At 74.4% G+C, this 25692-nt stretch carries 23 protein-coding genes; 8 read left to right on the forward strand and 15 right to left on the reverse strand.

The genetic code is table 11. From position 1 onward, the window contains the following. Positions 1-29: 29 nt before the first annotated feature. Positions 30-836 (reverse strand): lipoyl(octanoyl) transferase LipB, encoded by an 807-nt coding sequence (gene lipB / locus OG937_30695; GenBank protein ID WUD75749.1) that lies wholly within the window; start codon positions 834-836, stop codon positions 30-32. Between the two features lie 372 nt (positions 837-1208). Between lipB and OG937_30700 the strand changes: the two genes are divergently transcribed. Then, complete coding sequence (locus OG937_30700; protein ID WUD75750.1) at positions 1209-2726, forward strand: regulator; 1518 nt, start codon at positions 1209-1211, stop codon at positions 2724-2726. Between the two features lie 570 nt (positions 2727-3296). Here OG937_30700 and OG937_30705 read toward each other — a convergent pair. Then, positions 3297-4538: an FAD-dependent oxidoreductase gene (locus OG937_30705; protein ID WUD75751.1), complete on the reverse strand. Its 1242-nt coding sequence runs from the start codon at positions 4536-4538 to the stop codon at positions 3297-3299. A 154-nt stretch (positions 4539-4692) separates the two neighbouring features. Beyond that, positions 4693-5595, reverse strand: a complete 903-nt coding sequence (locus OG937_30710) for a TIGR01777 family oxidoreductase (GenBank protein WUD75752.1) — start codon at positions 5593-5595, stop codon at positions 4693-4695. 50 nt (positions 5596-5645) lie between these two features. Here OG937_30710 and OG937_30715 point away from each other — a divergent pair, with 50 nt between their 5' ends. Then, positions 5646-6131 (forward strand): GNAT family N-acetyltransferase, encoded by a 486-nt coding sequence (locus OG937_30715; protein ID WUD75753.1) that lies wholly within the window; start codon positions 5646-5648, stop codon positions 6129-6131. Between the two features lie 64 nt (positions 6132-6195). Here OG937_30715 and OG937_30720 read toward each other — a convergent pair whose 3' ends face one another. The 6 genes from OG937_30720 to OG937_30745 form a co-directional block, all read right to left on the reverse strand. Then, positions 6196-6711 (reverse strand): DUF4240 domain-containing protein, encoded by a 516-nt coding sequence (locus tag OG937_30720; protein ID WUD75754.1) that lies wholly within the window; start codon positions 6709-6711, stop codon positions 6196-6198. Positions 6712-6799: 88 nt separating this feature from the next. Continuing rightward, a complete protein-coding gene (locus OG937_30725) occupies positions 6800-7771 on the reverse strand; it encodes a WYL domain-containing protein (protein ID WUD75755.1) in 972 nt (323 codons plus the stop codon). A gap of 402 nt (positions 7772-8173) precedes the next feature. Next, on the reverse strand, positions 8174-9937 hold the full coding sequence (sucB, locus tag OG937_30730; GenBank protein ID WUD75756.1) for a 2-oxoglutarate dehydrogenase, E2 component, dihydrolipoamide succinyltransferase: 1764 nt from the start codon (positions 9935-9937) through the stop codon (positions 8174-8176). A gap of 51 nt (positions 9938-9988) precedes the next feature. Beyond that, positions 9989-11377 carry a dihydrolipoyl dehydrogenase gene (lpdA, locus tag OG937_30735; GenBank protein WUD75757.1) on the reverse strand — a complete coding sequence of 463 codons (1389 nt, stop codon included), beginning with the start codon at positions 11375-11377 and terminating at the stop codon, positions 9989-9991. 303 nt (positions 11378-11680) lie between these two features. Continuing rightward, positions 11681-13192 carry a leucyl aminopeptidase gene (locus tag OG937_30740; GenBank protein WUD75758.1) on the reverse strand — a complete coding sequence of 504 codons (1512 nt, stop codon included), beginning with the start codon at positions 13190-13192 and terminating at the stop codon, positions 11681-11683. A gap of 286 nt (positions 13193-13478) precedes the next feature. Next, positions 13479-14285 (reverse strand): adenosylcobinamide-GDP ribazoletransferase, encoded by an 807-nt coding sequence (locus tag OG937_30745; GenBank protein ID WUD75759.1) that lies wholly within the window; start codon positions 14283-14285, stop codon positions 13479-13481. A gap of 69 nt (positions 14286-14354) precedes the next feature. Between OG937_30745 and OG937_30750 the strand changes: the two genes are divergently transcribed. Further along, positions 14355-15092 (forward strand): hypothetical protein, encoded by a 738-nt coding sequence (locus OG937_30750; GenBank protein WUD75760.1) that lies wholly within the window; start codon positions 14355-14357, stop codon positions 15090-15092. A 260-nt stretch (positions 15093-15352) separates the two neighbouring features. Here OG937_30750 and OG937_30755 read toward each other — a convergent pair whose 3' ends face one another. From OG937_30755 to OG937_30765, 3 genes are read right to left on the reverse strand one after another with little or no spacing between them, the layout of a single operon-like run. After that, positions 15353-17059 carry a phosphatidylglycerol lysyltransferase domain-containing protein gene (locus OG937_30755; protein ID WUD75761.1) on the reverse strand — a complete coding sequence of 569 codons (1707 nt, stop codon included), beginning with the start codon at positions 17057-17059 and terminating at the stop codon, positions 15353-15355. Between the two features lie 39 nt (positions 17060-17098). Then, positions 17099-18142, reverse strand: coding sequence for a nicotinate-nucleotide--dimethylbenzimidazole phosphoribosyltransferase (gene cobT / locus OG937_30760; GenBank protein WUD75762.1), 1044 nt, complete (start codon positions 18140-18142; stop codon positions 17099-17101). Between the two features lie 40 nt (positions 18143-18182). Beyond that, on the reverse strand, positions 18183-19385 hold the full coding sequence (locus OG937_30765) for a bifunctional adenosylcobinamide kinase/adenosylcobinamide-phosphate guanylyltransferase (protein ID WUD75763.1): 1203 nt from the start codon (positions 19383-19385) through the stop codon (positions 18183-18185). 69 nt (positions 19386-19454) lie between these two features. Between OG937_30765 and OG937_30770 the strand changes: the two genes are divergently transcribed. Next, a complete protein-coding gene (locus OG937_30770; GenBank protein ID WUD75764.1) occupies positions 19455-19661 on the forward strand; it encodes a hypothetical protein in 207 nt (68 codons plus the stop codon). A 97-nt stretch (positions 19662-19758) separates the two neighbouring features. On the opposite strand, the gene OG937_30775 is transcribed toward OG937_30770, so the two are convergent. Genes OG937_30775 through OG937_30785 form a run of 3 tightly spaced genes read right to left on the reverse strand, consistent with a single transcriptional unit; the run spans position 19759 to position 22323 of the window. Next, positions 19759-20859, reverse strand: coding sequence for a trypsin-like peptidase domain-containing protein (locus tag OG937_30775; protein ID WUD75765.1), 1101 nt, complete (start codon positions 20857-20859; stop codon positions 19759-19761). Positions 20860-20908: 49 nt separating this feature from the next. Further along, positions 20909-21640 (reverse strand): methyltransferase domain-containing protein, encoded by a 732-nt coding sequence (locus OG937_30780; protein WUD78939.1) that lies wholly within the window; start codon positions 21638-21640, stop codon positions 20909-20911. A 47-nt stretch (positions 21641-21687) separates the two neighbouring features. Next, complete coding sequence (locus OG937_30785; GenBank protein WUD75766.1) at positions 21688-22323, reverse strand: DUF3043 domain-containing protein; 636 nt, start codon at positions 22321-22323, stop codon at positions 21688-21690. A gap of 150 nt (positions 22324-22473) precedes the next feature. Between OG937_30785 and OG937_30790 the strand changes: the two genes are divergently transcribed. From OG937_30790 to OG937_30805, 4 genes are all read left to right on the forward strand, one after another. Next, a complete protein-coding gene (locus tag OG937_30790; GenBank protein WUD75767.1) occupies positions 22474-23262 on the forward strand; it encodes a PspA/IM30 family protein in 789 nt (262 codons plus the stop codon). Positions 23263-23283: 21 nt separating this feature from the next. Continuing rightward, entirely contained in the window at positions 23284-23562 is a 279-nt protein-coding gene (locus tag OG937_30795) for a hypothetical protein (GenBank protein ID WUD75768.1), read from the forward strand. A gap of 110 nt (positions 23563-23672) precedes the next feature. Next, on the forward strand, positions 23673-24890 hold the full coding sequence (locus OG937_30800; protein ID WUD78940.1) for a sensor histidine kinase: 1218 nt from the start codon (positions 23673-23675) through the stop codon (positions 24888-24890). Next, positions 24887-25573: a response regulator transcription factor gene (locus OG937_30805; protein ID WUD75769.1), complete on the forward strand. Its 687-nt coding sequence runs from the start codon at positions 24887-24889 to the stop codon at positions 25571-25573. Before OG937_30800 ends, OG937_30805 begins: the two co-directional genes overlap by 4 nt. The last annotated feature ends 119 nt before the right edge of the window (positions 25574-25692 follow it).

Raw genomic sequence — 25692 nt, forward strand, 5'->3', positions numbered from 1 at the left:
CTCTCGCGGCTTCATTTCCTTGGTGAACATCAGCGTACGCCTGTGGATTCCTGGACGGCCCGGGGGAGCGGCTCGGCCGACTCCAGGACCAGCCGCAGGTGCTTCTCGACCACCGGGAGGACCTCGGCGACGGTGACCTCGCGGCCGAGCTCGTTGCTGAGCGAGGCCACCCCGGCGTCCCGGATGCCGCACGGCACGATCCGGTCGAACCAGGTGTTGTCGGGGTTGCAGTTCATCGCGAAGCCGTGCATCGTCACGCCCTTCGCGACGCGGATGCCGATGGCGGCGAGCTTGCGGTCCTCGCGGCGCTGGCCGGCGTTGGACGGGGCGTACTCGGGGCCCGAGAGGCGGGGGTCGAACTCCTCGTCCTGCAGCCGCGGGTCGAAGTCCAGGGTCAGCCCCGGGATCACCGGCGGCCGGTCCTCGATCGGGTCGCCCAGCACCCACACGCCGCTGCGGCCCTCCACCCGGGTGGTCTCCAGGCCGAACTCGGCGCACGCGTTGATCAGCGCCTCCTCCAGGCGGCGCACGTGCGCGACCACGTCCACCGGGCGCGGCAGCTTCAGGATGGGGTAGCCGACCAGCTGGCCCGGTCCGTGCCAGGTGATCTTGCCGCCGCGGTCGACGTCCACCACGGGGGTGCCGTCCAGCGGACGCTCGCTGTCCTCGGTGCGGCGGCCCGCGGTGTAGACCGGCGGGTGCTCCAGCAGCAGGCACGTGTCGGGGATCTCGTCGGCGAAGCGCGCGGCGTGCACGCGACGCTGCTCCTCCCACGCCTCCAGGTACTCCACCGCGTCCTCGCCGAAGCCCAGGTGGACGAAGCGCAGGTCACTCACGGCCGCTCCCTTTGTGGTCCTTTGCGGCGCTCCTCCACGAGTCAAGAGCGCCTCAGCAACTGTACGTCCGGTGAGGTGGTGTCCTGCACGGGGCCGGGGGCTTAGCACCCGACGAAGGGCAAAGGAAGCGTTCTGCCGATATGTGGGTGCAGATTCACCCGATACGGCGAATGCGAGGCGCTCGGGTGGTGAGTGAGTCGATACAGAACGTTACATTCGCGCCGTTCTGCGGATGGCTCCGAGGGCCGCGGGCGGTGAACACCGCTCCGGACGCCCGCGGCGCCGCGCACCCGCGCAGCCGGACACCCGCAACTACACAACTCCGCACGCCCGCACGCCCGCACGCCCGGAAGGCAGGGGACCGCACCACTGATGTCCGACCGTTCCTCGCAGCGCCCCCCGAACCGTCAACTGGCCGCTCTGATCGCCGAAGCCGGGTTCTCCAACGCCGGGCTCGCCCGTCGGGTGGACCAGCTCGGCATCGAACACGGTCTGGATCTGCGGTACGACAAGACCTCCGTCACCCGGTGGCTGCGCGGCCAGCAGCCCCGGGGCACGACGCCCGCACTCATCGCCGAGGTCTTCACCCGGCGGCTCGGCCGGCGGCTGTCCGCCCACGACCTCGGCCTCGACGCCGTCGCCCCGGTCTACGCGGGACTGGAGTACGCCTCCTCCCCGGAGGAGGCCGTGGAGATCATCTCCGGGCTGTGGCGGAAGGACACCGGGAACCAGGCCGACCTCCGCAAGATCGCGTTCACCCCCGCGGGGCTGGTCGTCCCCAGCCGTGACTGGCTGATCGGCCGGGCGGACGACCGGGTGGGGCGCGGCCCCGAGCCGGGCACCGGCCCGGCCGGTCCCGGCCACGGCGGCGGTCCGGGGGCGGCGCGGCTGCCGGCGCAGCGCGCGGGGGGCGGGTTGCGCGGGGCGCCCGCACCGGTGGCGGTCGCCGCGCCCGCGGTCTTCGGGGGCACCGGTCAGCGGGTCGGCGTGGGGGACATCGCCGCCCTGCGCTCCGTCGGCGAGCTCTTCCGCACCCTCGACAACGCCTACGGCGGCGGCCACGCGCGGCAGGCCCTCGTCCGCTACCTGGAGCACGAGGCCGAACCCATGCTGCGCGGCACCTACGGGGAGACCATGGGACGCCGCCTCTTCGCGGCGGTCGCCGACCTCACCCGGCTCGCGGGGTGGACCTCGTACGACATCGGCGCGCACGGGCTCGCCCAGCGGTACTTCGTGCAGGCGCTGCGGCTCGCGCAGGCCGCCGGGGACCGGGTCTACGGGGGGTACGTCCTCGTCACGATGAGCCGCCAGGCGGTCTACCTCGGGCACGGCCGCGAGGCCGTCCAGCTCGCGCGGGTCGCCCAGCAGGGCGTCGCCGGCGGTGCCCCGCCGGTCGTGCAGGCGCTCTTCCACGCCGCGGAGGCACGCGGCCACGGGCTGCTCGGCGAGGTCCGTGCCTGCACGGCGGCACTGGTGCGGGCCGAACGCGCCCTGGAGGCGGTGAGGAACGGCGACGACGTCCCGTCCTGGGCGCGCTTCTTCGACGAGGCCCAGCTCGCTGACGAGTTCGGCCACTGCCACCGTGACCTCGGCCAGTACCGCGCGGCCTCGCAGCACGCCGAACGCTCGCTGCAACTGCGCGGCCACGCGTACGCGCGCAGCCGCGTCTTCTGCCGCACGGTACTGGCCGCCGCGCGCCTCGGTCTCGGCGAGGTCGACGCCGCCTGCGCCCTCGGCGCGGAGGCCATGCAGGCCGCGGTCGAGATGCGGTCGCTCCGCGCCGTCGAGTACGTCCGCGACTTCAGCCGCCGTCTCGAAACCCACCGCGACGCCGCCCCCGTCCGCGCCTTCCACGACCGCGCCGCCGCGCTGGGCGTCCCGGCGGGGTGACACCGGTCGGCGGCGCGGGGATGCCGCCGGGTGCACGGGACCGCGCGGCGGCCGGAGGGCGGCGTACCCACGGGGGGCATGCTGCCGTCGGTTCACCCGGGCCCCACGGTCGTCGGGGTCCGGCCCCGACGGGTTCGCGCGGGCGCGTGGGGGGTCCGGCGGTCGCAGGGGGCCTGCTTACCGGCCTGGCGCGGTCCGTGGAGCGGCGGGGGGCTCCGCAGGCCCAGGTTGCCGGGCGCGCCGGACAGCGCGGCGGCCGGAGGACGGCGCACCCATGTCGGATGGCCGCAGAGACCGGGCGGCCGCAGGGGGAGGCACGGGCCGCGCGGGGTGTCTCAGGTGGGAGCCCTCGGTCGCCGGGCCACCGATCCGGCAGCTACTCGACGGTGGCGAAGGGGACCGCGCCGGTGCGCGGCCGCCGTGTCGTTCCACCGAGGCTCCGCCCCGTCCGCGCGTCCACGACCGGCGGAGTGCCGCCTGCCCCGACGGGTTGGCGCCGGGGCAGGCCGGGCACGTCGGCACGGCTTCGGGCGGCGCAGGGTGTGCCGCCGCGCCGGCCCCCGGGCGGGGTCAGGCGGCCAGGGGTTCGGCGGGGGGCGCCGGGGGGAGGCCGACGTCGCGGAGGAGGCGCTGGGCCGCGCGGCGGCCGGAGAGCAGGGCGCCCTGGACGGTGCTGGTGTCCCGGTGGTCACCGCAGACGTAGAGGCCCTGCAGGATCCGCACCGGGCGGCGCAGGTCGTGCGGGGCCGTCATCGCGGGGAGCGCCTCGGCGTCGTGGTGGACGGCGAGCAGCTCCCACGCCGCCGTGGACGTGCCGTAGAGCTCCGCGAGGTGGGCCCGGACGGCGATGTCGTCCGGGGCGGGGGCGGCGGCGCGGCCGAGCAGTACGGAGGTGACCAGGGCGCGGCCCACGGGGGCGCGGGAGGGGTCGACGAGGCTGGCCGGAAACGTGTGGGAGACCGGTCCGCGCCGGTCCGCGTCCAGGACGAGCGCGGGCTGCTTCAGCGGTGCCGCGGGCGCGGCGTGGTGCAGGACGGTGACGCCGTGGAAGGCGGGGACCCGCAGTCCCGGCAGCAGTCCGGCCGCCGCGCGGGCCCCGGTGGCGACGACCACGGCCCGGCACGGGATCTCGTCCCCGCCCGCGGTGCGGACGCCGTTGGTGGCCGCGGCGACCGCCCGCACCCCGGTGCGGACCGTCCCCGGCGGCAGCGCGGCCGCCAGGGCCTGCGGCACCGTCACGGCGCCGCCCGCCGGCAGGCACGTACGGCCGAGGGCGAAGCCGCGCAGGACCAGGTCGGCGACCCGGCTGGACGTCGTGAGGTCCGGATCGCAGAGCAGCGCGGACAGCAGCGGCCGCAGGTACCCGTCGACCGTGCGGGGCGCGAAGCCGCGCGAGGCGAGGGCGGCGGCGGCCGTGGTCTCGGGGCGGTCCAGGAGGCGCTCGACGGGGGCGTCGGCCAGGCGGTTGAGGGCCGTCCGCAGCCGGGCCTTGTCCAGGGGCGAGCCGATGGGCGCCCGCGCGGCGGCGAGTGCGCCGCGCGGGTCGCCGACGCGGTAGCCGCGGCCGGCGGCCCGTACCAGGACGCCGGGGGAGAGCGGCCGCAGCTGCACGCCCCGCAGGACCGCGGTGCGGCGCAGCTCCGGGTAGGAGGTGCTGAGCAGTTGTGGACCCCGGTCGAGGAGGAAGCCGTCGACCTTCTCGGTCGCCATGCGGCCACCGACCCGGTCCTCGGCCTCCAGCACGGTGACGGTGAGCCCCGCACCGGTGAGGTGATGTGCCGCGGAGAGCCCGGCGAGGCCGGCTCCGATCACGCACACGTCCGTAGGTGAACCCGTAGAGCGTGCTGTAGAGAGCACGATGCCCCTCCCCGAGGTCGGCACGTTTCCCCGCTCGCGTCAGCTGGCGCTGGAACCGTCATGCCCACTCGCGCGCCAACTGATGCCGGAAAACGGCTGTGGGTGGCATTCAGTGCCTTTCTTCGGCCAGCGCGGCGCGGATCGCCTCGTCGATCCCGGGGTGGGCGTGGGTGAACCCGGAGTCGAGCAGCACCCGCGGCACCGCGCGGGTGCTGCCGAGGATCTCGGTGGCGAACTCCCCGACGACCGTGCGCAGTACGGGTCCGGGGACCGCGAACACCGTGGGCCGGCCCAGCACCCGTCCCATCGCCCGGGTCACCTCGGCGTTGGTCAGCGCTTCGGGCACGCACAGGTTGACCGGCCCGGAGACGGACTCGGTGTCGACGATGTGGCGCAGCGCCGCGATCTGGTCGTGCAGGGAGATGAAGCTCCAGTACTGGCGGCCGTCGCCGAGCCGGCCGCCCAGGCCCGCCTTGAAGAGCGGGAAGAGCCGGCCCCACGCCCCGCCCCTGCCGGAGACGACCAGGCCGGTGCGGGCGAACGCGGTCCGGACGCCGGCGTCGCGGGCCGGGCCGGCGGCGGCCTCCCAGTCGCGGCAGACGGAGGGGAGGAAACCGGTGCCCAGCGGGGCGCCCTCGTCGACCCGGCGGTCGCCGGTATCGCCGTACGCGCTGATGCCGGAGCCGCTGACGAGCACCCGCGGCGGGGTGTCCAGGGAGGCGAGGGCCCGCGCGAGGGTGTCGGTGCCCCGCACGCGGCTTTCGCGGATGGTCCGCTTGTAGTCGTCCGTCCAGCGGTGGTCGCCGACCCCGGCGCCGGCGAGGTGGACGACGGCCTCCACGCCCGCGAGTCCCGCGGTGTCGACCGTGCCTCCCCGCGGGTCCCAGCGCACCTCGTCCGGCCCGGACGGCTCGCGCCTGACGAGGCGTACGACCTCGTGCCGGTCGGAGCGCAGGGAGTGGACCAGGGCGGAGCCGATGAGGCCGGACGAGCCGGTGATGGCGATGCGCATGGGGACATCGTCGCGCGGAACGGCCCCCGTGGTGTGGGAGGGTGACACGCATGTCCGACCTCCGTGTGCGCCCGGCGTTGCTCTCCGACGACCCGGCGCTCGTCCGTCTGGAGCGGGCGACCTGGTCGACCCTGCACGCGGTGCGGCCGCCCCGGGAGGAGAACGAGGACTTCTTCAGCGAGCGCTGGGGCCCGGACGCGTTCCTGGTGGCGGAGGCCGACGGCCGCGTCGCCGGCTTCGTCGGGGTGGTGCCGCCGACGCCGCTGGCCTCCAACGCCCACGTGCGCCAGATCCAGGGCCTGGCGGTCGACACCTGGGCGCGGGGCCGCGGGGTGGGGCTGGAACTCGTCCTGGCGGCCGTGGCGGAGGCCCGCCGGCAGGGCGCGGTGCGGGTCACGCTGCGGGTGCTGGGCCACAACACCCCGGCCCGGCGGCTGTACGAGGCGGCCGGGTTCACCGTGGAGGGCGTCCTGCGGGGGGAGTTCCTGCTGGACGGCGTCTACGTGGACGACGTGTGCATGGGGCGCCGGGTCTGACGGGTCACCCGGTACGGCCCTGCGGCGCGGAACGCCGGGCGTGCGGCCGGGCGCGCGGTCCGGCTCAGCCGAAGCGCTCCCAGAGCCGGGGGAATCGTTCCGCCACCGCGGCCGTGTTCTCGAAGTCGATGTAGACGCCCTCCGGCTCGGCGGGCTGCGGCGGCAGGTCCAGGTCCGGCAGCCGGACCCCGGTGAGCTGCTCGTACGCCTCGTCCGCCGCGTAGCCGAGGTCCTCCGCGTCGCCGTCGACCTCGGGGTCGAAGGAGTCGGTCATCTCCGCGAGGCTGTCGGGGTCGTGGACGGCCCCCTCGAAGACGTGCCGGCCCTGGCCGATGAGCCAGCACCGGAAGAAGTCGAACGCGTCGTCGCCGGCGCCGCCCAGCATGAGGTCGGCGGCGCCCCACACGTCCCAGCGGTAGGCCCGGTTGAAACGGCTCTCGAAGTGCCGCGCGAAGTCGACGACGGACTCCGGGTCGAGCTGGGTCAGCCGTTCGACCAGGAGGTCGGCGTGCTCCTCCGGGTCGCCCCCCGCTGCCTCACGCGTGCTGTCGACGATCTCCCAGAACTCCGTCTCGTCCATCACCGCTCCAGCATCCTGGCTGCGGCCCTCCGACGCACGCGGAACACGGCAGACGCGGCCCCGTGTCGCGGGCCGCACCGCACGGCCCTCAGGCGTAGACGGCGGCCATGGCGCGGACCGCGTCGGCCAGCCGTTCGCGCAGGGCGGGCGGGCCGAGCACCTCGGCGTCGGGGCCGAGGGAGAGGAGTTGTTCGTAGGCGACGTCCTGGCTCTCGACGGGGAGCGTGACGGTCAGCCGCCCCCGTGCGTCCGGCGGCGCGGCGGCCGCGAGGGCCTCGCGGGCCGCCGTGCGGTCGGCGACGTACGGCAGACGGCGGGCGCCGTCGGGCGTCAGGCGCAGGACGACCTCGTCCCGGAGCACCGAGCGGGCGAACTCGGCGGCCCGGGCGTCCCAGAACGCGGGGAGGTCGAAGTCCGGGTCCCTGCTGAAACGATCCTCCGTCGGATCCGCCGCGGTGAACCGGTCCACCCGGTAGACCCGGACGTCCGCGCCGCAACGCGCCACCGCGTACCAGACGCCCCCCTTGAGCACGAGGCCGTACGGATCCAGCGCGCGCGCCACCTCCATCTCCGCCTCCCCGCGCCGGTATCGGGCCCGCAGCCGCCGGTCCCCCCACACCGCCTCGGCGAGCGCCGGCAGCAGCCGCGGCGTCTGCGGTTCCTGCCACCAGCCCGGCGCGTCCAGGTGGAAGCGCTGCGCCGCCGAGCGCGGCGCGTCCCGCAGTTCGGGCAACAGGGCGGCCGAGACCTTCAGGCGGGCCGAGGAACCCGCGTCGTGCAGGCCCATGGCCCGCAGCGCGGCGGGCACCCCGGACAGGAAGAGCGCCTCGGCCTCCGCGCGGGCCAGCCCGGTCAGCCGGGTGCGGTAGCCGTCGACCAGCCGGTAGCCGCCGGCGCGTCCCCGCTCGGCGTAGACCGGCACCCCCGCCTCCGACAGGGCCAGCACGTCCCGGCCGACGGTGCGCTCGGACACCTCCAGGGCCTTGGCGAGTTCGGTGGCCGTCATCGACTCGCGGGACTGGAGCAGGAGGACGAGGTGGATCAGTCGTGCCGCACGCATGCCCCGAGGCTATGCGGTCGCCGTGGGCACCGGGACGGGGCCGGTCCGGGAGGTCCGGACCGGCCCCGCCGGAGCCCGCTGCGTGCGCGTCAGCGCGGGGGGAAGGTCACCGCAGCGTGCAACCCGCCGGGACGGCCGGGCCGGTGGGGACGGTGCCGTCCCGGCGGGAGCCGGGGGGCGGTGACACGCGGTCACCGCCCGGCGGGGGTCGGCCTCGCCGATCCGCCGTCGCTGCAGGGCGGGTTCGCCGGCATCCGGCTCCCCGGGCCCTGCCCCCTTCCGTACGTCCGCCGGGCCCGGACCGTTCAACGGGCGGGGGAGTTCCCGGAGAACGGCCGAGGCCCCAGCCCGGAGGGGGCTGGGGCCTCGGCCGTCGTACGGTCCCGCGAGGACTCCGGTCGGTTACAGACCGAGGTCGCCCTCGAACTCGCCGGCCTCGAGACGGGCCTTGACGTCGTTCAGGTAGCGGGCGGCGTCCGCGCCGTCGACCAGCTGGTGGTCGTACGACAGGGTCAGGTACGCCACGTCGCGGATCGCGATGGTCTCACCCAGGTCCGGGTGGTTGATCACGATCGGGCGGCGCACGGTGGCGCCGATGCCCAGCTCGGCGACCTGCGGGTAGTTCACGATGATCGTGTCGAACAGCGCACCGCGCGAGCCGGTGTTGCTGATCGTGAACGTGCCGCCGGACAGGTCGTCCGGGCTGATCTTCTTGTTGCGGACCTTGCCGGCCAGCTCGGCGGTCTTCTTGGCGATGCCGGCCAGGCTCAGGTCGCCGGCGCCCTTGATGACCGGGACCATCAGGCCCTGCTCCGAGTCCACCGCGATGCCGACGTTCTCGGCGTCGTGGTAGGTGACGGTGCCGTCGTCGTTGATCTTGGCGTTGATGACCGGGTGGGCCTTCAGCGCCTCGGCGGCGGCCTTCACGAAGAACGGCATCGGCGAGAGCTTGACGCCCTCGCGGGCCAGGAAGGACTCCTTTGCCCGGGCCCGCAGCTTCATGATCTTGGTGACGTCCACCTCGACCACGGTCGACAGCTGCGCCTGGCTGTGCAGGGCCTTCATCATGTTCTCGGCGATGACCTTGCGGATGCGGGTCATCTTGACGGTCTGCCCGCGCAGCGCGGCGGCGGCGGCCGGCACCGTGACGCCCGCGGCCGGGGCCGGGGCGGTCGGCGCGGCAGCGGCGGCCTTGGCGGCCTCGGCGGCGGCCAGGACGTCCTGCTTGCGGATGCGGCCACCGACACCGGTGCCCTTGACCGAGGCGAGGTCCACGCCGTTCTCGGCGGCGAGCTTGCGCACCAGCGGGGTCACGTACGCGCCCTCGTCGGTCGGCGCGGTCGCCGAGGGGGCGGCCGGGGCCGGGGTGACCGGAGCCGGAGCCGCGACCGGCGCGGGGGCCGGGGTGGGCACCGGAGCCGGGGCGACCGGGGCCGGAGCAGGTGCCGGCGCGGGGGCCGGAACCGGGGCAGCGGCCGGGGCGGGAGCCGGAGCCGCGGCGGCCGGGGCCGGAGCGGGGGCGGCGGGGGCCGGGGCGGCGGCGGGTGCAGCACCGGCCGCACCGATGACGGCGAGCTTGGCGCCGACCTCGGCGGTCTCGTCCTCACCGACGAGGATCTCCAGCAGGGTGCCGGCGGCCGGAGACGGGATCTCGGTGTCGACCTTGTCGGTGGAGACCTCGAGCAGCGGCTCGTCGGCCTCGACGCTCTCGCCGACCGACTTCAGCCAGCGGGTGACGGTGCCCTCGGTCACCGACTCGCCCAGCGCCGGCAGCAGCACCGGGGTGCCCTCGGCGGCACCGGCCGGGGCCGGGGCGGGGGCCGCGGCGGCAGGCGCCGGGGCCGCGACGGGGGCGGGGGCCTCCTGCGCCGGAGCCGGCGCGGGCTCCGCCGCGGCGGCCGGGGCGGGGGCGGCAGCGGGGGCGCCCGTGCCGTCGTCGATGACGGCCAGCTCGGCGCCGACCTCCACCGTCTCGTCCTCGGCCACCTTGATGGAGGAGAGGATGCCCGAAGCGGGCGCCGGGATCTCGGTGTCGACCTTGTCGGTCGACACCTCGAGCAGCGGCTCGTCGGCCTCGACGCGTTCACCCTCGGCCTTGAGCCAGCGGGTGACGGTGCCCTCGGACACGCTCTCGCCGAGCGCCGGCAGGGTTACGGAAACCGCCATGGTTTCGGTTGCTCCTAACGATCTGTGCGGATCTGTCTGCGTGTCCGTGGGTCAGTCGTGCGAGTGCAGGGGCTTGCCGGCGAGCGCGAGGTGCGCCTCGCCGAGGGCCTCGCTCTGCGTCGGGTGCGCGTGGATGAGCTGCGCGACCTCGGCCGGCAGCGCCTCCCAGTTGTAGACCAGCTGGGCCTCGCCCACCTGCTCGCCCATGCGGTCGCCGACCATGTGGACACCGACCACGGCGCCGTCGCGGACCTGGACGAGCTTGATCTCGCCCGCGGTCTTGAGGATCTTGCTCTTGCCGTTGCCGGCCAGGTTGTACTTCAGGGTGACGACCTTGTCGGCGCCGTACAGCTCCTTGGCCTTGGCCTCGGAGATGCCGACGGAGGCGACCTCCGGGTGGCAGTACGTGACGCGCGGCACGCCGTCGTAGTCGATCGGCACGGTCTTCAGACCGGCCAGCCGCTCCGCGACGAGGATGCCCTCGGCGAAGCCGACGTGGGCCAGCTGGAGGGTCGGGACGAGGTCGCCGACCGCGGAGATGGTGGGCACGTTGGTGCGCATGTACTCGTCGGCAAGGACGTAGCCGCGGTCCATGGCGACCCCGGCCTCCTCGTAGCCCAGGCCCTGGGAGACCGGGCCGCGGCCGACGGCCACGAGCAGGACCTCGGCCTCGAACTCCTTGCCGTCGGCCAGGGTGACCTTGACGCCGTCGGCGGTGTACTCGGCCTTGGAGAAGAAGGTGCCGAGGTTGAACTTGATGCCCCGCTTGCGGAAGGCACGCTCCAGCAGCTTCGAGCTGTTCTCGTCCTCGGCCGGCACGAGGTGCGGCAGGCCCTCGACGATGGTGACGTCGGCGCCGAAGGACTTCCACGCCGAGGCGAACTCGACGCCGATGACACCGCCGCCGAGGATGATCGCGGACTTCGGCACGCGGTCCAGGACCAGCGCGTGGTCGGAGGAGATGATGCGGTCGCCGTCGATGGCCAGGCCCGGCAGCGACTTCGGCACGGAGCCCGTCGCCAGCAGGACGTGCCGGCCGGTGTAGCGCTGGCCGCCCACGTCCACGGAGGTGGGGGAGGAGAGCCGGCCCTCACCGGTCACGTAGGTGACCTTGCGGGAGGCCACCAGGCCCTGCAGGCCCTTGTAGAGGCCCGAGATCACGTCGTCCTTGTACTTGTGGACCCCGGCGATGTCGATGCCCTCGAAAGTGGCCTTGACACCGAACTGCTCGGCCTCGCGGGCCTGGTCCGCGATCTCACCGGCGTGCAGCAGAGCCTTCGTGGGGATGCAGCCGCGGTGCAGGCAGGTGCCGCCGAGCTTGTCCTTCTCGATCAGGGCGACGTCCAGACCGAGCTGCGCGGCACGCAGCGCTGCGGCGTAGCCGCCGCTACCGCCACCGAGGATCACTAGGTCGAAAACGGTGCTGGCGTCGTTCGCCACGTCACGTCCTCCATGCATGGATACGCCGGAGCCGGTCCGTCATGACCGGGCGGCGGCTTTTGTTCGGCCGCTTCTGTTAAACGGGGCCCTGTCGTGCCGAGACAACATCTTCGCACTTGTTCGGGGCCGACGAGGCACCGGGCCGGTGTCTGAGACGTACGGAACGTCCCCGGCCGGGGCTACTCGCCGGTATCCCTTGCGAAATACGGAGCGGTTGCACTCTTTGCTCACTCTTGGCGAACGCGTACGGCCCCGGGTGCCATACCCGGGGCCGTACGGAATGTGCCGAGGCTTACACCGCGGTCAGAGCAGCTCGCCCTCGCCGGCCTTCTCGGCCACGCGCACCAGGGTGCGGATGGCGGAGCCGGTGCCGCCCTTGGGGGTGTAGCCGAAGGGGCCGGACTCGTTGAAGGCGGGGCCCGCGATGTCCAGGTGGGCCCAGGTGATGCCCTCGCCGACGAACTCCTTCAGGAACAGGCCGGCCGCCAGGCCGCCGCCCATGCGCTCGCCCATGTTCGCGATGTCCGCGGTGGGGGAGTCCATGGCCTTGCGCAGGTCGGCCGGGAGCGGCATCGGCCAGGACTGCTCGCCGACCTCGGTCGCGACCTCGTGCAGCGCGGTGCGGAAGGCGTCGTCGTTGGCCATGACACCGAAGATGCGGTTGCCCAGGGCCAGCACCATGGCGCCGGTCAGGGTCGCCACGTCGATGATCGCGTCGGGCTTCTCCTCCGAGGCGCGGGTGAGAGCGTCGGCCATCACCAGGCGGCCCTCGGCGTCGGTGTTGAGCACCTCGACGGTCTTGCCGCTGTACATCTTCAGCACGTCGCCGGGGCGGGCGGCGCTGCCCGAGGGCATGTTCTCGGCGAGCGCCAGCCAGCCGGTGACGTTGACGGGCAGGCCGAGGCGCGCGGCGGCGACCACGGTGGACAGCACGGCGGCGGCACCGCTCATGTCGCACTTCATGGTCTCGTTGTGACCGGCCGGCTTCAGGGAGATGCCGCCCGAGTCGTAGGTGATGCCCTTGCCGACCAGCGCCAGGTGCTTGGCGCCGCGGCCCTTGGCGCCCGTGTAGGCGATCTTCACCAGGCGGGGCGGGTTCGCCGAGCCCTGGCCGACGCCCATGATGCCGCCGTAGCCGCCCTTGACCAGCGCCTTCTCGTCCAGCACCTCGATCTTGAGGCCGTGCTCCTTGGCGGCCTCCTGCGCGAGCGCGGCGAAGGACTTCGGGTGGAGGTCGTTCGGCGGCATGTTGATCAGATCGCGCGCCCGGTTGACCTCCGCCGCGATGACGGCGGCCCGCTCGGCGGCGGCCTTGAAGGCCTTGTCCCGCGGCTTCGCGCCGACCAGCGCGACCTCGGCGAGCGGGGCCTTGCCGTTGGACGACTGGTACGCGGTGTACGTGTAGGCGCCGAGCAGCGCGCCCTCGGCGACCGCCTGCGCGGCGTCCGCGTCCTGCACCGGAAGGGCGTAGGCGGCCTTCTTCGACCCGGCCAGCGCGCGGGCGGCGGCGCCGGCGGCCTTGCGCAGCGCCTCGGTGTCGTACGCGGCGCCGTCGGCCGGGGCCTCACCGAGCCCGACCGCCAGCACGACCGGGGACTTCAGACCGTCCGGGGCGGGGAGCTTGGTCACCTCACCCTCCGCGCCCGAGGCGCCCAGTGTCTCGAGCGTCGCGGCGAGCCGGCCGGAGAAGGCCTGGTCCACCGCCTCCGCCCCGGCGGCGACCTCGGGGCCCTTGGCGCCCTTGGTCACGCCGACGACGACGGCGTCAGCGCGCAGCGCTGCCGCGGAGGAGGTGCTGAGAGTCAGTGCAGTCACGGTGATGCGGATCCTGTTCCTTCGGGGGTCCAATACTTGACGCCGGACTCCGTCCGGCTCCCTCGTGCCCGACGCCGGGCGTCCTTCGCGGCACGGGCGGGGGTGCAGCACCGACCTTACGCTCACTCCTGTCGCTTGCGACCACGACCTGCGCCCATGGCGGCGAAGGCGCGGGTTTTCCCTATGGGAGCGGGCCCGCGCGGCGCCCCGGACAGGGTCCCGATCCCCGCCCGTCCGCCGGGAGTTGGGGCGTCGGCCCGCATCGCGCCCGGCCGTCGCGTGGCGCTCAGCCCAGGGTGAGCACCAGCAGCGCGGCCGTCGCGGCGGTCTCGCACAACGCGCCGAAGACGTCACCGGTGACGCCGCCCAGGCGCCGGCGGCACCGCCGCAGCAGCAGTTCCGCGGCGGCCAGGGCCGCCGCCGCCGCCGCCGCACAGCGCACCGCGTCCGGCACGCCGAAGGCGGCCCCGCAGGCGGCGCAGACCGCCACCGTCAGCGCGGCCGAGGCCCAGGCGGTACGGGCGGGGACAGCGCCCGCCACGGCCGCGCCGAGCCCGCCGGGGCGGGCCGGGGGCACACCGTCACGGCAGGCCAGCGTCATCGCGGCACGGGCGGTGAGCCCGGCCAGGGCGGCGGCGACCGCACCCCGGGTCCAGGACTGGCCGTACAGCTCGGCGAGCGCGGCGACCTGGGCCAGCAGGACGAGGACCAGGGTGAGCACACCGAAGGGCCCGATGTCGGACTGCTTCATGATGCGCAGCGCGTCCTCCGCGGGCTTGCCGCTGCCCAGCCCGTCGGCGGTGTCGGCCAGCCCGTCCAGGTGCAGCCCCCGCGTCAGGGCGGCCGGTACGGCGGCGCCGGCCACCGCGGCGGGCAGCGGCCCCGAGCCGAGGAGCAGCAGGAGTCCGCCGGCCGCCGCCGCGCACAGCCCCACGACCAGCCCGGCCACGGGCGCCCAGAGCATCCCGGCGCGGGCCGCCGGGCGGTCCCAGCGGGTGACCCGGACCCGCAGCACCGTCAGGGTGCCGAAGGCGAAGCGCAGTCCGTCGGCGGCCGTGGCGGCGGGGGGCGCGGGAGCGGGGTCGGCGGTCATGGCGTGCAGGGTAATCGCCGGGCCGGAACCGTATAGTGCCGCGTACGGGGCGAATCTGGAGCAATCGGCATGGGCGACTGGTGGTACCGCAACATCATCGAGCCGGGAAAGCTGCCGCTGCTCCTCGCGCTGGGCGCGTTCGTGCTGACCTTCCTGGTCACGCGGATGATCACCCGTCTCATCCGGGCCGGCAAGGGCCCCTTCCGCAACATCTCCTCCGGCGGCACCCACATCCACCACGTGGTGCCCGGGATCATCCTCATGACGATCGGCGGCTTCGGGGGCGTCGCCAGTTCCTCGCGGGGCTTCGGCGCCTTCCTGTCCGCGGTCCTGTTCGGCGCCGGAGCGGGCCTGGTGCTCGACGAGTTCGCGCTCGTGCTCTACCTCGACGACGTGTACTGGAGCGATCGCGGCCGCAAGAGCGTCGAGGCCGTCGTCGTCACCTTCTCCGTCGTCCTGATGATGCTCTGCGGCCTGGTCCCCTTCGGCGTCAACTCGGTCACCCCGGACGAGCAGCAGAGCCGCGTCTCGGTGATCCTCACCATCGCCGTCAACTTCCTGTTCGTCCTCGTCGCCCTCGTCAAGGGCAAGCTGCGCTCCGCCGTCGTCGGCGTCTTCGTGCCCTTCGTCGCGCTGTACGCGGCCCTGCGGCTGGCGCGCCCGGACTCGTTGTGGGCCGAGCGGCTCTACTCCCGCAGGCCCGGGGCGGTCCGGCGGGCGGAGGCCCGCGCCGCACGGCACGACGCGCGCTGGTCGGGCCCGTTGCGGCGGCTCCAGGACCGGATCGGCGGCTTCACCGAGCGCTGAGCCCCGGCGCGTCCGCCGGGTGTGCGGCGCCGGCGGCTCTCGCCGGTCCCTCCGGACGGCGTCGGTGAGCGTCTCCGCCCCGACGGGCCGCGGCCTTCACCTCGGCCGTCGGACGCCCGGCGCGCGTGGTGGCCGCGTGCCGGGTGCAGGCCGCCGCGGCGCCCCGGCCGGGCCCGCCGTCGCCGCCTGTCCGCAGGCGGTGCCGTAGGCGTGGGCGAGCACCCCGTCCAGAGCCTGCGGCGCGGCCTCCGGCCGGTCCCTCACCGCCGCGGCGAGGGCATGCGGGGCGCGGCGAGGAAGCCCTCGGCCCGTGCGCTCGCCAGTCCGATCCGGGGCAGTTCGCCGCCCTTCTCGAAGAGCAGGAAACGCGGCTCCCAGACCGGCCGGTACTTGGCGTTGGCGCGGTACAGCGACTCGATCTGCCACCACCGCGAGAAGAAGGTCAGCAGCGCCCGCCACATCCGCAGCACCGGCCCGGCGCCCAGCCTCGCCCCGCGCTCGAAGACCGAACGGAACACGGCGAAGTTGAGCGACACCCGCTCGACCCCGGTCTCCTCCGCGCGCCGGATCAGCTCGATCACCATGAACTCCACCAGCCCGTTGTCGGAGTCCCGGTCACGGCGCATCAGGTCCAGCGACAGCCCGTGCCGCCCCCACGGCACGAAACTGAGCAGCGCCCTCGGCTCGCCCCGCCCGTCCGCGCACTCCACCATGACGCACCGGCCGTCCGCCGGGTCGCCGAGCCGCCCCAGCGCCATGGAGAAGCCCCGCTCGGTCTGCCCGTACCGCCAGCGGTCCGCGCGCTCCAGCAGGGCCGCCATCTCCCGTGCAGGGATGTCCTCGTGACGCCGTACGCGGACGGTGTACCCGGCGCGCCCGATCCGGTGGTACGCCTGCCGCACGGTGCGCATCGCGCGGCCCTCCAGGGTGAAGTCGGCGACCTCGACGATCGCCTCGTCGCCGAGTTCCAGGGCGTCCAGCCCGTGCCGCGCGTAGACCGTGCCGGCCTCCTCGCCGGCCCCCACCACCGCCGGCACCCAGGCGTGCTCGCGGGCCTCGGCGAGCCAGGCCTCGATCGCCCCGGGCCAGGCCTCGGGGTCGCCGATGGGGTCGCCGGAGGCGAGGGACACCCCGCCGACGACGCGGTAGGCGATCGCCGACTTGCCCGACGGCGACCAGACCACGCTCTTGTCGCGGCGCAGCGCGAAGTAGCCGAGCGAGTCACGTTCGCCGTGCCGGTCCAGCAGGGCCCGCAGCCGCATCTCGTCCTGCGGGCCGAGCAGTTCGCGGCCGCGGGGCGAGCGGAACGCCGCGTACAGCACCAGCAGGAACAGCACGGCGCTCATGGCGTTGATGGCGACGTCGACCCAGCCCGGGGTCGAGATCCCCGGGAAGGACTCCTCGGCGTCCGCCAGCGAGACCACGCGGAGCATGGCGTACGCGTACCGCTGGCCGAAGGTCGAGCCGTGCCCGGTGTCGGTGACGGTGACCAGCCCCGCGGCGAGGAGTCCGCCGGCCGCGACGCCGCCGACGGCGACCGCCGCGGCCAGCCGGGGGTTGGCGCGGTCGCCCTTGGCGCGGAACGCGCGGCGCCCGGCGAGCAACGCGGCGCAGAAGGCGGCGGTGATCCCCAGCGACACCCAGTTCTGCGGGTGGCCGCGGAACGCGGGGACGGCCGTCGCCGCGGCCAGGAACAGCAGGTAGAGCCCGGCGAGGACGAGGTTGAGCAGCCAGGCCGCGCGCTTCCTGCGGCGCATCGTGACCGCCAGGAAGAGCGCGAGGAAGGCCGGGGTGTAGCCGGCGGTCAGCAGGTACGGGGTGGCGTACTCGTCGACGTCATGACGCCGGATGTCGTTCCCGAAGGACACCCACACCGCACCCAGCAGGTCGACCAGGCCGACCAGGCGCAGGTACCGGACGGTGGACACCGCGGCGCGTTCACGCCAGACCGAGACGGCCGTTCCCATAAGTCCGGATCCTACGGGAACGACCTGGTTCGCGATGGGTCAGAAACGTTCCGGCAGCTCCGCCGACAGGGCCGCCGCCGCCTTCAGAAGGGGCAGCGCCAGCAGCGCGCCGGTGCCCTCACCCGCCGTCACCTTCTGGTCGAGCAGCGGCTCGATGGACAGCCGGTCCAGCGCCTTGACCTGTCCGGGCTCGCCGCTGGCCTGGCCGGCCAGCCACCAGTCCGGCGCCCGGAAGGCGATCCGCTGCGCGACCAGCGCGCACGCCGCGGACACCACGCCGTCCAGTACCACCGGCAGCTTCCGCACCGAGGCCTGCAGCAGGAAACCGGTGATCGCCGCCACGTCCGCGCCGCCGACCGCCGCCAGCAGCTCCAGCTGGTCGCCCAGCACGGGCCGGGCCCGGCGCAGCGCGTCGCGGATCGCCGCGCACTTGCGCATCCACGCGATGTCGTCGATGCCCGAACCGCGGCCGGTCACCACCGAGGCGTCGGTACCGCACAGCGCCGCGATCAGCACCCCGGCCACCGTGGTGCCGCCCACGCTCAGATCACCGAGGAGCACCAGGTCCGTGCCGGAGTCCGCCTCCTCGTCCGCGACGGCCATGCCGGCCCGGAACGCCGCCTCGGCCTCCTCGGCCGTCAGCGCGTCCTCCACGTCGATCCGGCCGGAGCCGCGCCGCACGCGGTGCGCCGTCACGTCGGCGGGCAGGTCATCGGCCGGCACGTCCACGCCGACGTCCACCACCCGCAGCGCCGCGCCGTACTGACGGGCCAGCACATTGACCGGGGAGGCCCCGTCCAGGACCCGCCGCACCAGCTCGACCGCGGTGCCCCCGGGGCGGGCGGACACCTTCAGTGCCGCCACCCCGTGGTCCGCCGCGAAGAGCACGGCCTTGGGGTGCTCGATCGGGCGCAGGGTCGCCGCGCCCTGGGCCGCCGACAGCCAGTCGGCGAGCTCGGCCAGCCCGCCCAGCGCACTCGCCGGGCGCACCAGCCGCTGCCAACGGTCGCGTGCGTCACGGCGCACACCGGCGTCCGGACGCTCCACCAGGGTCGCGAAGTCATCAAGGTTCAGGCCGCTCACGGGGTCGAACACTACCGGTCCGCGGGGTCGCGCGCCGAGGTCAGCCCCGCAGCGGCAGCGCCTGTCCCGCGACCACCAGCACCACGTGCTCGGACTCGTCGGCCAGCGCGAGGTTCAGCCGCCCCAGCTCGTCCCGGAATCTGCGCCCGCTGGCTGTGGCCGGTACGACCCCGGAGCCGACCTCGTTGCTGACCGCCACGGCCGTGCGGCGGGTGGCGCGCCACGCCGCGGTGAGTTCCCCGACGCGGCGGCGCAGTTCGCGCTCGGCGCCCTCCGCCCACTTCTCGTCGTCCCACGCGCCGAGCTCGTCCATGGTGTGCGTCAGCCACAGCGACAGGCAGTCGATCAGCAGCGCGGGCCCGTCCTCCTCGGCCAGCAGCGGCAGCAGGTCGCAGGTCTCCACCGTCTGCCACGACTGCGGACGCCGCTCGCGGTGCAGCGCCACGCGTTCCGCCCACTCCGGGTCACCGCCGCGCGTGCCGCCGGTGGCCACGTACAGCACGTCGGGGAAGGCCGACAGCCGCCGCTCCGCCTCCACCGACTTCCCCGACCGCGCCCCGCCCAGCACGAGCGTGCGCCGCGGCACGTCGGGCACGTCGTGCAGGTCGCCGACCGTCAGCGTCGTGCCGTCCGGCACCGCCCGTACGCCGAGCGCGGCCAGCCGGCGCCGCAGCTCCGGCCCGGGGTGGACGCGGTGGTCCAGGTGGACCGCGACGACGTCGGTGGTGCTCCCGACCGCGCCGGCCGCTCGCAGCCGCGCCAGCCCGTCCGGCCGGCCCACGGCGTCCAGCAGCACCATCCGGTAGGGCTCCACGGCCTCCGGCAGCCCCGCCGGAGCGCACTCCGGCGGCAGGTACAGCAACCGCTCGCCGTCCGGTCCCGTCACCTCGTACCCGGACCCGGGCGCGTCGACCGGCACCGCCCGCACCCGGTGCCCGGTCAGCAGCGTGATCTCCTGCCCGGCGGCCACCCGGCCCGGCGCGGGCAGCCCCGCCGGGATCTCCACGGCCGGCCCGTCGTGCGGGTGCGACAGCAGCACCTGGCGGACCCCGGCGAGCGAGTGGCCGGAGCGCGCCGCGGTCAGCGCGAGACCCGGCGTCAGGTCGAGCAGCAGCACCCCGTCCACGAGCAGCGAGGTCGCCGCCCGCGCCTGGTCGCCCACCGCCGTCGCGCACGCCGCGCACGGGCAGCCGGGGAGGGGCAGACCGTCGGGGCCACCGGTGCCGAGGAGAGTCAGTTCCACGTGCAGATCCTCTCGCGTCCGCGCACGCTACGCTGCCGGGCAGGCACCCCCAGGGACGAGGAGACGGACATGGCGTGGACGTGGCGTTTCGAGAAGACCGACGGCACGGAGGTCACCCCCGCGGTCGAGCCCGAGGAGTTCCCCACGCAAGGCGACGCCGAGTCCTGGATCGGCGAGGTCTGGAAGGACCTCCTCCAGGGAGGCGCCGACCAGGTGCACCTCTTCGAGGACGGCACGAAGATCTACGGCCCGATGAGCCTGCACGCCGACGAGTAGACCCGTGCCCGGGCGGCCGGGAGGCCCGGCCGCCGCACCACGCCGGGGCGGGGTCGTGGGACGTCCCACGACCCCGCCCCGGCTGTGCGTCCGGCCGCTACTGGAGCTGCCCGAGCGTGACCTTGACGGTCTTCTCGCCGCCGCCGCGCTGGAAGGTGACGTCCACGGTGTCGCCGGGGGCGTGCTGGACCAGGGCCTCGGACAGTGACTGGAGGGTCGTGATGTCCTCGCCCCCGACATCGGTGATGACGTCCCCGGGCTTGATCCCGGCCTTGTCCGCCGCCCCGCCCCGGGTCACCTCGACGACGCCCACCCCGGCGGGCTGGAAGTTCTCGTCGAGGACGGTGCGCGCGACGATGCCCAGCGCCGCGCGGCCGGAGTCGACGACCTTGCCGTGCTTGATGATCTGGTCCGCGATGCGGGTGACGGTCGCCGCGGGGATGGCGAAGCCGATGCCCGGGGCCGAGGAGTCGCCCATGGTGGGGTTGACGGCGGCGAGCGTCGGGATGCCGATGACCTGGCCGGAGAGGTTGACCAGCGCGCCGCCGCTGTTGCCCGGGTTGATGGGCGCCGAGGTCTGCACCATGTCGGCCAGGGTGGCGCCGGTGCCGCCCTCGGCCCCGGATTCGCTGACCGTACGGCCGACGGCCGAGACGATGCCCTGCGTGACGCTGCTGTTCAGGCCGAGCGGACTGCCCATGGCGAGCACGATCTGGCCGACCTGGACGTCGCGGGAGCGCCCGAAGGACGCCGCGCGCAGCCCGCTCGGCGGGTCGTCGAGTTCGATGACGGCGAGGTCCTGCTCGGGGTAGGCGGCCACGAGCCGGCCCTTGTGCGGGGTGTCGCTGTTGGCGAGGGTGACCTCGAAGGTGTCGGAGTTGCCGACGACATGGGCGTTGGTGACGATGTGGCCCTTGGTGTCGTAGACGATGCCGGAGCCCAGTCCCTCGGACGTGTTGATCTGGACGACGGACGGCAGCACCGCCTTGACCACCTGCTGGTAGGAGCGCTCCAGATCACGGGCGCCGGCCAGCTCGGAGGCGGCGACGGGCGCGGGCGCCGAGGATGCCGCGCCGGGGGAGGGGGAGTCCCCCGTGCATCCGGCGGTCACGCCCCCGCAGCACGCGACGGCCAGCAGCAAGGCCGCCGCCCGGAGCGCCGTCGGCGGCCGCCATCGGTTGGGCTTCGAATCGCGCATGACCGAAGTGTCGCGTTCGTGGGGTCCCGTCCCCGGTATCCCGCCCCGGTCAGTTCCGTACGCCGCACAGATGCAGCAGTGCCGCCACCCCGCGGTAGGGGTCGGTGCGGCCGGCCAGCTCCTCGGCGGCCAGCAACTCCTCCGGCACCTCCACGGAGTCGTCCGGCGCCGTGTCGGTGAAGACCCGCACCCCGTACCAGGCGTGCAGCGGCGCGCCGATGGCGCTCAGGGTCGTCGTCAGGTCCGCGCGCCGGTCGGCGCGGGCGGCGAGCCCCAGCCGGTTGGTGTACGTGTCGCCCGCGAAGGCGGACAGCGCACCGGCCCAGTCGCCCTGCAGCGCGGGCCGCATCGCCAGGGCGTCGGCGTTCCGCACCAGCAGCGACAGCAGCCCGCCGGGGGCCAGCACCCGGGCGAGCCCGGCGACCATGGCGTCCGGCTCGGGCACGTACATCAGCACGCCGTGGCAGAGCACGACGTCGAAGCTGCCGGGCCCGAAGTGCCGGCCGGTCTCCCGGCCGTCGCCCTCGACGAGGCTGATCCGCTCGCGTATGCCCTCCGGCTCGGCGGCCACGGCCCCGCGCAGGACCCCCGCCATCTCCGGATCGGCCTCCAGACCGGTGACCAGGTGGCCGGCACGGGCGAGCCGCAGCGCCTGGGTGCCCTGGCCGGGGCCGACGTCGAGGATCCTGAGCCGGCGCCCCACGGGGAAGCGCGCGGTGATCTGCTCGTCCAGCTGGCGCGCGACCAGCTCCTGGCGCACGGTGTTCCGGAGCCCGCCCAGCCGGTCCAGCCACGAGCCGGCGGCGCCTGCGAAACCGCCGTTCCCGCTCAGAGCTTGGTGCCGCGCTTGACCTGCGGCTTCGGCAGGCGCAGTCGGCGCATCTGGAGGGTCCGCATGAGGGCGTAGGCGACCGCGCCCTTGGTGGGCTTGTCCGGGAAGCGCTTGGCCAGCTCGCGGCGGAGCAGGAAGCCGGTGAAGGCCGAGTCGACGACGATCAGCACGATGACCACGAGCCACAGCAGCAGGGAGAGGTTCTGCAGCGCGGGGTTGCGGAGCATGCTGAGCACGAGGATGACCACGGCGAGCGGCAGGAAGAACTCGGCCATGCGGAAGCGCGAGTCCACGTAGTCACGCGCGAACTTGCGCACCGGGCCCTTGTCACGGGCGGGCAGGTAGCGCTCGTCCCCGTTCATCAGGGCCTCGCGCTGCTTGGCCAGATCGGCCCGCCGGGCGTCGCGGGCCTGCTTGGTGGCGGCCTTGCGGTCGGTGGGCGTGGTCACCGCCTTGCGGCGCTGGCCCTGGGCATCGCTGCGCTTGGGCGTGGGGCGACCCTTGGGAGCCTGCGGGTCGCGGGGCTGCCGGTCGTCCACCACAGTGGTGGACGCGGTCTGCTCGCTTTGGGAACGACGTCGGAACACGACTCCAAGGTTACGTGCTCGCCGACGGGACCCCCAGCCCCTCACCTACTCCCTGCGCCTGAGGTCATCGAACTGTGATCGTTCCTAAGGATGAGCGCATCAGCAACAGAACAGTGGGGTAATGGAACCAGGCCCCGTACTGTGGGGTCTGTAGAGGTGTGCTGGCGAGCTGAATGAAGGGGGCGCGCGAGGCCCATGAGCGGTGTCATGAAGCGGATGGGGATGATCTTCCGCGCGAAGGCCAACAAGGCCCTTGACCGGGCCGAGGATCCGCGCGAGACCCTCGACTACTCGTACCAGAAACAGCTGGAGCTGCTGCAGAAGGTACGGCGCGGTGTGGCGGACGTCGCCACCTCGCGCAAGCGCCTGGAGCTGCAGCTGAACCAGCTGCAGCAGCAGTCCGCGAAGTACGAGGACCAGGGCCGCAAGGCGCTCGCCCTGGGGCGGGAGGACCTGGCCCGCGAGGCGCTGTCGCGTCGGGCCGCCCTCCAGCAGCAGGTCACCGACCTGGAGACGCAGCACCAGACGCTGCAGGGCGAGGAGGAGAAGCTCACCCTTGCCGCCCAGCGCCTGCAGGCCAAGGTGGACGCCTTCCGCACCAAGAAGGAGACCATCAAGGCCACCTACAGCGCGGCCAAGGCCCAGACCCAGATCGGCGAGGCCTTCTCCGGCATCTCGGAGGAGATGGGCGACGTCGGCCTGGCGATCCAGCGGGCCGAGGACAAGACCGAGCAGCTGCGCGCCCGGGCCGGCGCCCTGGACGAACTGCTGGCCTCCGGCGCCCTCGACGACCCGACCGGGATCGCCAAGGACGACATCCAGGCGGAGCTCGACCGCCTCTCCGGCGGCAGCGACGTCGAACTGGAGCTGCAGCGCATGAAGGCCGAGCTGGCCGGCGGCTCCCCGCAGCAGGCCATCGAGAGCGGACAGCAGGGCCAGACCCCGTCGCAGACCCAGGACCAGCCCCGGTTCGACAAGCAGTGAGACACCCCTGAGGAGGGCGTCGTGATCGTAAGGATCATGGGCGAGGGCCAGGTGACGGTGGACGAGAGCCACCTCACCGAACTCAACAAGCTCGACGACGAGCTCCTGGCGGAGATGGAGAGCGGTGACGACGCCGGGTTCCGGCGCACGCTCACCGCGCTCCTCGACGCCGTCCGGCGGCTCGGCACTCCTCTGCCGGACGACTCCCTGGAGCCGTCCGAGTTGATCCTGCCGGCCTCGGAGGCCACCTTGGAGGAGGTCCGGGCACTGCTCGGGGACGGCGGACTCATCCCCGGCTGACACCTCGCCGACCAGCGCACCCGCTGAGTGCCCCGGCCCGGTACCGCACCGGACCGGGGCACGGCCGTTCCCGGGGACCCGTACCGTTGGTGAGCGTGCAGCATCGATCGATGAAGGACCGGGCCCGGCTGTGGCCGCAGGCCCACCCCGTAGCCCTCGACGCCGGGCTGGCGCTCGCCGTCCTCGCGGTGATCCTCGGCAACATGTTCATCGGGCCGCACACCGAGCGGTACGACGCCTCGGTCCCCGACATCCTGCTGGCCGTCCTCGGCTCCGCCGCGCTGATGGTGCGCCGGCGCAGCCCGCTGGGCGTCCTGGCCTTCACCGGCGCGGTCACCGTGGTCTACCTGCTCACCGCGACCGGGGAGGGGCGCGCCCCGGTGGCCGCCACCGTCGTCGTGGCGCTCTTCTCCGCCTCCACGCGCACCGACCGCACCACCACCTTCCGGCTCGGCCTCGCCACCTGCCTGCTGCTGCCCGCGATCGCCATGCTCTTCGGGGCCCGGCCCTGGTACTCCGCCGAGAACATCGCCCTGTTCGCGTGGAGCGGCATGGCCGCCGCCGCCGGCGAGGCCACCCGCCACCGCCGCGCCTACGTCGCCGCAGTCGAGGAGCGCGCCGAGCGGGCCGAGCGCACCCGGGAGGAGGAGGCCAAGCGCCGCGTCGCCGAGGAGCGGATGCGGATCGCCCGCGAGCTGCACGACGTGGTCGCCCACCACATCGCCCTGGTCAACGTGCAGGCCGGTGTCGCCGCCCACGTCATGGACAGCCGCCCCGACCAGGCGAAGCAGGCCCTCGCGCACGTCCGCGAGGCGAGCCGTTCTGCGCTGGACGAACTCCGTGCGACCGTCGGCCTGTTGCGGCAGTCGGGGGACCCTGCCGCACCCATGGAACCGGCACCCGGCCTCGGGGTGCTGGACCAGCTGGTCGACGGCTTCCGCCGGGCCGGGCTGCCCGTGGAGGTGGCCGAGGAGGACCCCGGCACGCTTCCCGCGAGCGTGGACCTCACCGCGTACCGGGTCATCCAGGAGTCGCTGACCAACGTCCACAAGCACGCCGGCCCGGGCGCGCGGGCGCAGATCCGCATCGTGCGCGGCGACGGGACGCTGGAGGTCACCGTGGTCGACCGTGGCGGCAGCCCGCAGGCCCCGGGCACCGCGGGCGGCGGCCACGGCCTGATCGGCATGCGCGAGCGGGCCGCGGCCCTCGGCGGCACCTGCGAGGCCGGCCCCTGTACGCAGGGCGGTTTCCGCGTCCACGCCCGCCTGCCGCTGGTGGTGCCGGGTCAGCCGGCCGCCCGGCGGGGGGATGGGAGAATCCCGGCATGATCAGGGTGCTGCTCGCGGACGACCAGGCGCTGCTGCGGGGCGCGTTCCGCGTCCTCGTGGAGTCCGAGCCGGACATGGAGGTCGTGGGGGAGGCCTCGGACGGCGCCGAGGCCGTCGCGCTGGCCCGCAGCACCCGGGCGGACGTCGTCCTGATGGACATCCGGATGCCCGGCACGGACGGCCTCGCCGCCACCCGCGAGATCACCGCCGCCGAGGACCTGACCGGCGTGGCGGTCCTGGTCCTGACGACCTTCGAGGCGGACGAGTACGTCGCGCAGGCGATCCGGGCCGGCGCCGCCGGGTTCCTCGGCAAGGGCGCCGAGCCGGCCGAGCTGCTCGCCGCGATCCGCACCGTCGCCGAGGGCGACGCGCTGCTGTCCCCGTCGGCGACCAAGAGCCTGATCGCCCAGTTCCTGGCGCAGAGCGGCGGTCAGCGCCCGCTGCCCTCGGAGGGCGGACCGGCGGCCCCGGACCTGGACGCGCTGACGGCACGCGAGCGCGAGGTGCTGGTCGAGGTCGCGCTGGGGCTGCCGAACGACGAGATCGCCGAACGCCTCGGGGTGAGCCCGCTCACCGTCAAGACGCACGTGAACCGCACCATGGCCAAACTCGGTGCCCGCGACCGCGCGCAGCTGGTCGTCGCCGCGTACGAGTCGGGTCTGGTGCGGCCCGCGGCGCGCTGAGTACGACCGGCGTGTACCGCATCCGCAGTACGCCCCCGGAACCAATCACGACCTCGGGCTGAGGAAACCACCCTCCGCGACAGGAGAAAGTGGCGTGGGCTGACAAAAGTCCGCAACCC

The sequence above is a fragment of the Streptomyces sp. NBC_00510 genome (genome assembly GCA_036013505.1).
Taxonomy (GTDB): domain Bacteria; phylum Actinomycetota; class Actinomycetes; order Streptomycetales; family Streptomycetaceae; genus Actinacidiphila.